We start from the raw sequence: 7,243 nt of genomic DNA, 5'->3' as shown, positions 1-7,243 counted from the left end.
CCGCCCCCACCGGACCCCACCCCGGTGGAGCCCGCACCGCAGCGCTCCCGCGCCTGGTGGATGATCCCGCTGGCCCTGCTCGGCGCCGCCCTCGTGCTCGCGAGCCCCCTCGCGGTCGCGAGCCACTACGTGGTGCTGCTGCTGGCCGTGATCGTCGGCTTCTACGTCATCACCGCCGTCACCCACGCCCTGCACACCCCGCTGATGAGCGAGACCAACGCGATCTCCGGAATCATCCTGGTGGGCGCGATCCTCCAGATCGGCTCCGCGAACTGGCTGGTCACGGTCCTTGCGTTCATCGCGATCGTGGTCGCCTCGATCAACGTGTTCGGCGGCTTCACCGTCACCCACCGGATGCTCGGCATGTTCAGGAAGGACGCCTGATGACCCCCGACCTCCTTTCGAACATCGACCTGCTCACCGAGGCGATCCGCCTGTCCAACCTCGCCTACCTCGCGGCGGCGCTGCTGTTCGTGCTGGCGCTCGCGGGACTGTCGAAGCAGACCACCGCCCAGCGTGGCAACTGGTTCGGCATCGCCGGCATGGTCCTCGCCGTCGGCGCGACGATCCTGCGGGCAGTCGCCGTCTCCGCCGCCGACCCCACCGGGCAGCACCCCGCGGCCCTGACGTTGATGCTGATCCTGCTGGCGATGTCGATCGGCGCCGTGATCGGCGTGCTGCGCGCCCGCACCGTGCAGATGACCGGCATGCCCGAGCTGATCGCCCTGCTGCACAGCTTCGTGGGCCTGGCCGCAGTGCTGATCGGCTTCGGCTCCGCGATCGAGCCGCACGGCATCACACCGGATATGGAGACCTTCCACCTGGTCGAGGTGTACCTCGGGATCTTCATCGGCGCGATCACCTTCACCGGCTCGATCACCGCGTTCCTCAAGCTGTCCGGAAAGGTCAAGGGCGCGCCGCTGATGCTGCCCGCCCGGCATCTGCTGAACCTCATCGCCCTGCTCATGGTGCTGGGGCTCGGCATCGTGTACGTCGGCTCGGGCGGCAGCGGAGTGCTGGGCTGGCTGAGCCTGCTGGCGATGACCGGCATCGCCTTGGCGATCGGCGTGCACATGGTCGCCGCGATTGGCGGCGGCGATATGCCGGTCGTGGTCTCGATGCTGAACTCCTACTCCGGCTGGGCCGCCGCGGCCGCCGGGTTCATGCTGGGCAGCCCCCTGCTGATCATCGTCGGCGCCCTCGTGGGCTCCTCCGGCGCCTACCTCAGCTACCTGATGTGCAAGGCCATGAACCGGTCGTTCGTCTCGGTGATCCTCGGGGGCTTCGGGTCCGATGGGGGAGCGCCCGCCGGCGGCGATGACGGTGAGCACGCCCCGCACACGGAGACCAGCGCCGAGCAGACCGCACAAGTACTGCAGGCGGCGAAGAAGGTCGTCATCACCCCCGGCTACGGGATGGCGGTCGCCCAGGCCCAGTACCCCGTCGCCGATCTGGCGAAGAAGCTGCGGGCCAGCGGCGTGGATGTCACCTTTGCGATCCACCCGGTGGCCGGGCGCCTGCCCGGGCATATGAACGTGCTGCTCGCGGAGGCGAAGGTGCCCTACGACATCGTCCTGGAGATGGACGAGGTCAACGACGACTTCGCCGAGGTGGACGTGGTGCTCGTGATCGGCGCGAACGACACCGTGAACCCCATCGCCGAGCAGCCGGGATCCCCGATCACCGGGATGCCGGTGCTGAAGGTGTGGGAGGCCGGGCACGTCATCGTGTTCAAGCGCTCCATGGGCGCCGGGTACGCGGGCGTGCAGAACCCGCTGTTCTTCCACGAGAGGACCGACATGCTGCTGGGGGATGCGAAGGCGAGCGTGGATGCGATCAACGCGGCGCTGTGAGGCCCCCGTGGTGCCGGGCCTCTACGCCTCGTCGTCCGGCGCGGCCTGCTGGGCCCGGCGGGAGCTCGCGTACATGCCGCTCGCGAAGCTCAGCACGGTGATCACGCCCACCGCGATGAGCATCGTGAGCGGGCTGATCGGGATCCCGGCGGCGAACAGCACCCCCCAGATGACCATGAGGGAGACCGCGATCAGCACCGCATCCCGCAGGGCCCGCAGGGTGCGGCCCACCAGGTCCGCCCGCTCGACGCGACGTCCGGCCACCACATAGGCCGCGGCCGCGTCCCGGCGCAGGTCCGCGGTGCGGGACCCGGAGCGGGAGGGCCGACGGTCCTGCCGGGGCTGGTCCTCCCGCGGCGCTCGGTCCCGTTCATCCCGCGGCGCTCGATCCCGTTCATCCCGCGGCGCTCGGTCTCGCGGCTGCTCCCGCCAGCCCTCGTCGATCGCCTTCGAGGCGGCGCGCGCATACCCGCCTGCACGGTCACCCGCCCGTCGGACCGCCTGCTTCGCGCCCGGCGCCTGTCGCCGCGCCGTGTTCCGTGCCGCCTTCGCGTATGTCTTCCAGTCAGCCATGGCCGGGCGCCTTCCTCATGTGGTCCCGCCGTCCCCTCAGCGGTCCTCGCGGAAGCGGATGTCCCCGCCGCCGCGCATCTCGCGCCGCGGCGGACGGCGCGAGGCCGTGCGGGCGCGATGCTCGTTCCAGTACGACAGCCCCACGTTCAGCGCGAGCGTGATCAGCACGCTGAACAGGAAGCCGGTGACGGTGCTGCGCACCCCCAGCAGCCGCAGGATGATGAACAGCACCCCGATGGCGACCACGCTGAATCCAAGGTGGTCGCGGATGCGGCCGGCTAGCGAGCGGGAGCGTCGAGTCATCCCGCCATCGTAGACGCGTCCGCGGCGCCGGACACACATGAGATGTCCCGCACATCACCTGCAGGTGAGAGCGGCACCGGGACCTTCGGCGAGGCGCTACGCTGAACATGTTCCCAGGGGCGGCGCCGAGGCCGACGAGGCCTGCCGCCCAGGCCGACACCGAGAGGAAACAGCACCCCGTGGACCTGTATGAGTACCAGGCCCGCGATCTCTTCGCCAAGCACGGGGTTCCCGTGCTCGGGGGAGTCGTCGCGGAGACCCCGGCAGAGGCGAAGGCCGGCGCGCAGCAGCTCGGCACCCCCGTGGTGGTCGTCAAGGCGCAGGTGAAGACCGGCGGCCGCGGCAAGGCCGGCGGCGTCAAGCTCGCGAAGTCCCCCGAGGAGGCGGAGGCCAAGGCCACCGAGATCCTGGGCATGGACATCAAGGGCCACACCGTCCACCGCGTGATGGTCGCCGCTGGCGCCGACATCGCCGAGGAGTACTACTTCTCCCTGCTGCTGGACCGCGCCAACCGCAACTACCTGGCCATGTGCTCCGTCGAGGGCGGCATGGAGATCGAGCAGCTCGCCGTCGAGCGGCCCGAGGCCCTGGCCCGGGTGGCCGTGGACCCGAATGTCGGCATCGATGAGGCCAAGGCCCGCGAGATCGTCGAGGCCGCGAAGTTCGACCCCGAGACCGCCGCGAAGGTCGCCCCGGTGCTCATCAAGCTCTGGGATGTCTACCGCGAGGAGGACGCCTCCCTGGTGGAGGTCAACCCGCTGGTCAAGACCGGCGAGGGCGAGATCATCGCGCTGGACGGCAAGGTCACCCTGGATGACAACGCCGAGTACCGCCACGAGGACCACGCCGCCCTGGTGGACACCAAGACCGAGGACCCGCTGGAGGCCAAGGCCAAGGCGCTGGACCTCAACTACGTCAAGCTCGACGGCGAGGTCGGCATCATCGGCAACGGCGCGGGCCTGGTCATGTCCACCCTGGACGTCGTGGCCTACGCCGGCGAGCAGCACGGCGTGAAGCCCGCGAACTTCCTGGACATCGGCGGCGGTGCCTCCGCCGAGGTGATGGCCAACGGCCTGGACGTCATCCTGGGCGATGAGCAGGTCACCGCCGTGTTCGTCAACGTGTTCGGCGGCATCACCGCCTGCGACGCGGTGGCCAACGGCATCGTCGGCGCCCTGCAGAAGCTCGGAGATTCCGCCACCAAGCCGCTCGTGGTGCGCCTGGATGGCAACAACGTCGAGGAGGGCCGGAAGATCCTGGCCGACTTCGCCCACCCCCTGGTCACCCTGGCCGACACGATGGACGGCGGCGCCGCAAAGGTTGCCGAGCTCGCCGCCGCAGGAAAGTGAGCAGCACACCCCATGTCGATTTTTCTTGACGAGAACAGCAAGGTCATCGTCCAGGGCATGACCGGCTCGGAGGGCATGAAGCACTCCCAGCGCATGCTCGATGCGGGCACCCAGATCGTCGGCGGCGTCAACCCCCGCAAGGCCGGGCAGACCGTCTCCTTCGACGGCGGCCACGACGTACCGGTCTACGGCTCCGTGGCCGAGGCCATGGAGGCCACCGGCGCCGGCGTGTCTGTGGTGTTCGTGCCGCCGAAGTTCGCCAAGGACGCCGCGATCGAGGCGATCGATGCGGGCATCGGCCTGCTCGTGGTGATCACCGAGGGCATCCCGGTGAAGGACACCGCCGAGTTCTTCAACTACGCCAAGGGCAAGGGCGCCACCCGCATCATCGGCCCCAACTGCCCGGGCGTCATCAGCCCCGGAAAGTCCAATGCCGGCATCACCCCGGCGAACATCACCGGGCCGGGGAAACTGGGCCTGGTCTCCAAGTCCGGCACCCTCACCTACCAGATGATGTACGAGCTGAGTGACATCGGCTTCACCACCTGCATCGGCATCGGTGGCGACCCGGTCATCGGCACCACCCACATCGACGCCCTCGAGGCGTTCGAGAACGACCCCGACACCCTCGGTGTGGTGATGATCGGCGAGATCGGCGGCGACGCCGAGGAGCGCGCCGCCGCGTACATCAAGGAGCACATGACCAAGCCCGTCGTGGGCTACGTCGCGGGCTTCACCGCCCCCGAGGGCAAGACCATGGGCCACGCCGGTGCCATCGTCTCCGGTTCCGCCGGCACCGCGCAGGCGAAGAAGGAGGCCCTGGAGGCCGCTGGCGTCAAGGTGGGCAAGACCCCCACCGAGACCGCCGAGCTCATGCGCGAGATCATCAAGTCTCTGTGAGCCACCGCGTCGACGCCCCGGGAGCCCCCGCGGTTCCCGGGGCGTTGCCGCGTCGGGATCATCCCGGCGCCATCGGCGCCTTGGTGGCGCTGTTCGTCCTTGCCATCGCCGTGACCTGGTGGCGCAACCCCGGCGGTGTCGTGCTGTCCTCCGATGCGGGTCGGACCCCGGTCGCGGTTCCGCTGCTGCTGATCCCGTACCTGGCGACGATCCTGCTGCTGCTCGTGATGCCCCGCGGGTGGGGCGAGGCCCGCGTGATCGCCCGTCGGCCGCAGCGGGTGCGGGCTAAGACCCTCGGGCTGCTCGCGCTCGCCCATGTGCTGATCAATGGGCTGGGTGTCCTGCTGCACCTGCTCGCCCGTCTGTTCTGAGGACCCGCTGACCAGCCGTGGCGCCGCTCGCTAAGCTGACCGCACTCACGTCATCCGAGGAGGGCCTGTGTCCGGCGATCTCATCGACACCACCGAGATGTACCTCAAGACGGTGTTCGAACTGCGCGAGGCCGGGGTGGTGCCGATGCGCGCCCGGATCGCCGAGCGCCTGGGGCACTCGGGCCCGACGGTCTCCCAGACCGTCGCCCGGATGGAGCGCGATGGCCTGCTGCATCTGGATGACCAGCGGCGCATCCGCCTCACCGAGCGCGGCGCCGAGCTCGCCGTGGATGTCATGCGCCGCCACCGCCTGGCCGAACGGCACCTGCTGGACGTGATCGGTCTGGAGTACGCGCAGGTCCACGAGGAGGCGTGCCGCTGGGAGCACGTCATGAGCCTCGCGGTGCAGCAGCGGCTCGCCGCGGCGCTCACCCCGCCCTACGTGGACCCCTACGGCAACCCGATCCCGGGGCTGCAGGCGCTCGGCATCGACCCGGCGCACGACGAGACCGGCGCCACGAACAACGGTAAAGACACCCTCAAGTCACGTGAAGTGCCGCCGACGCTCACCGCGGTGCTTTCCGCCGATGGGAGCGCGCGCGTGCTCCTGGAGCGGATCGGAGAGCGCCTGCAGTCCGAGACCGCGCTGCTCGAGGATCTCGCAGGTCACGGCATCTATCCCGGGGTGTGGATCGAGGTGCGACGGCGCGGCGAGATGATCGGGCTCACCGCTGCTGATGGACGCGAGCTCACCCTCGAGCTCGACGCCGCCGAGCAGCTGCGCGTGACGCCCACGACCGACGAGTAAAGCCCGCGTCAAACTCTCCCCCAGACCCTTCCTGTCCTGCTGACGTCGACGGGGACCCCCACCTAAAGTCGAGGGCGTGTCGAGGCGAGACGGCGCTTCGACGCTCCCCCCGGGAGGCCCCGCACGCGCCCCGGGACGGGATCCGAGTTCGGACCAGCGCGAGGTGCATGCACCGAGGGGCCAGGGAGCCTGACGTGTCGAAGACTGTGAAGAACACCCACCGCCGCGCGATGCGGACGGTCACGCCCGTGACCCGCGCCGGCCGCGTCGGCGCCGGCGCTGCCATGGCCGCTGCGATGCTGCTGGGCGGCGGTGCGAGCGCGACCGCGGAGCCGCAGGCCGATGGTCCGCAGAAGATCGAGACCGCGGTGGCCCCGGCGGTCACCGCCCCCGCGGTGGGCATCCCCTCCGTCGAGAAGGCCGCCGAGGGCGCGACCTCCTCCCTGTCCCCGCTCGCTGGTGCCATCTCCGTCGAGGTCGGCCCCACCGAAGAGGAGATCCGTGCGGCCGAGGAGGCTGCGCGCGAGGCTGAGGAGCAGCGTCAGCAGGAGCAGGCCGCCGCGGAGCAGGCCGAACAGAACCAGACAGAGCAGGGGCAGGACGAGCCCGAGACCCGCGCGGACTCGAACACCGCTTCCCGTTCGGGTGAGCGCTCGAACGCCCAGAACAACCCCTCCGAGCAGCAGTCGTCCGAGAGCTCCGCGCCCGCCCCCTCGCAGGCCGCCGCGGGCAGCTCCATCCTGGCCACCGCCCGCTCCGGCATCGGCACCCCCTACGTCTGGGGAGGCACCTCGCCCTCGGGTTGGGACTGCTCCGGCTTCGTGCAGTGGGTCTACGCCCAGCACGGCATCAACCTGCCGCGCGGTGCCGCCGGGCAGGCTGCGGCCGGCCGGGTGATCCCCCGCTCCGAGGCTCGCCCCGGCGACCTTATCTACAAGCCGGGCCACGTCGGCATCTACGCCGGTGGCAACATGATGGTCGACGCAGGCAACGCCCGCGTGGGCACCTCCGAGCGCAACATCTACTCCGGCAACTGGACCTTCATCCGCATCGGCGGCTGACCAGGCCCACACGCCGTATCGGCCC

9 protein-coding genes are annotated in these 7,243 nt (G+C 70.2%); 7 read left to right on the top strand and 2 right to left on the bottom strand.

Features of this window, described 5'->3' with window-relative positions; translation table 11 throughout:
• Both MU407_RS04740 and MU407_RS04735 read left to right on the top strand, forming a co-directional pair.
• Positions 1-384 (top strand): proton-translocating transhydrogenase family protein (locus MU407_RS04740; RefSeq protein ID WP_246955737.1); only part of this gene is annotated, 384 nt, incomplete at its 5' end.
• On the top strand, positions 384-1,853 hold the full coding sequence (locus MU407_RS04735; protein ID WP_246955735.1) for an NAD(P)(+) transhydrogenase (Re/Si-specific) subunit beta: 1,470 nt from the start codon (positions 384-386) through the stop codon (positions 1,851-1,853). The genes MU407_RS04740 and MU407_RS04735, both read left to right, overlap by 1 nt.
• A 21-nt stretch (positions 1,854-1,874) precedes the next feature.
• Here the strand turns inward: MU407_RS04735 and MU407_RS04730 are convergent, their stop codons facing one another.
• Both MU407_RS04730 and MU407_RS04725 read right to left on the bottom strand, forming a co-directional pair.
• Positions 1,875-2,426: a hypothetical protein gene (locus MU407_RS04730; RefSeq protein ID WP_246955733.1), complete on the bottom strand. Its 552-nt coding sequence runs from the start codon at positions 2,424-2,426 to the stop codon at positions 1,875-1,877.
• A 36-nt stretch (positions 2,427-2,462) separates the two neighbouring features.
• Positions 2,463-2,729, bottom strand: coding sequence for a hypothetical protein (locus tag MU407_RS04725; RefSeq protein ID WP_102236053.1), 267 nt, complete (start codon positions 2,727-2,729; stop codon positions 2,463-2,465).
• A 179-nt stretch (positions 2,730-2,908) separates the two neighbouring features.
• On the opposite strand from MU407_RS04725, the gene sucC reads away from it, so the two are divergent.
• The 5 genes from sucC to MU407_RS04700 all read left to right on the top strand — a co-directional run bounded on the left by sucC (position 2,909) and on the right by MU407_RS04700 (position 7,218).
• Positions 2,909-4,078: an ADP-forming succinate--CoA ligase subunit beta gene (gene sucC, locus MU407_RS04720; RefSeq protein ID WP_102236052.1), complete on the top strand. Its 1,170-nt coding sequence runs from the start codon at positions 2,909-2,911 to the stop codon at positions 4,076-4,078.
• A gap of 12 nt (positions 4,079-4,090) precedes the next feature.
• A complete protein-coding gene (gene sucD / locus MU407_RS04715) occupies positions 4,091-4,978 on the top strand; it encodes a succinate--CoA ligase subunit alpha (protein ID WP_246955731.1) in 888 nt (295 codons plus the stop codon).
• Positions 4,975-5,349, top strand: coding sequence for a hypothetical protein (locus tag MU407_RS04710; RefSeq protein WP_246955729.1), 375 nt, complete (start codon positions 4,975-4,977; stop codon positions 5,347-5,349). Before sucD ends, MU407_RS04710 begins: the two co-directional genes overlap by 4 nt.
• 67 nt (positions 5,350-5,416) lie before the next feature.
• Positions 5,417-6,157: a metal-dependent transcriptional regulator gene (locus tag MU407_RS04705; RefSeq protein WP_348648010.1), complete on the top strand. Its 741-nt coding sequence runs from the start codon at positions 5,417-5,419 to the stop codon at positions 6,155-6,157.
• A gap of 194 nt (positions 6,158-6,351) precedes the next feature.
• A complete protein-coding gene (locus MU407_RS04700; protein ID WP_246955728.1) occupies positions 6,352-7,218 on the top strand; it encodes a C40 family peptidase in 867 nt (288 codons plus the stop codon).
• Positions 7,219-7,243: the final 25 nt, after the last annotated feature.

The organism is Brachybacterium sp. Marseille-Q7125 (assembly GCF_023062615.1).
Classification (GTDB): domain Bacteria; phylum Actinomycetota; class Actinomycetes; order Actinomycetales; family Dermabacteraceae; genus Brachybacterium.
The sequence above is the reverse complement of the archived record's forward strand: the minus strand, read 5'-3'. Positions and strand labels throughout refer to the sequence as shown.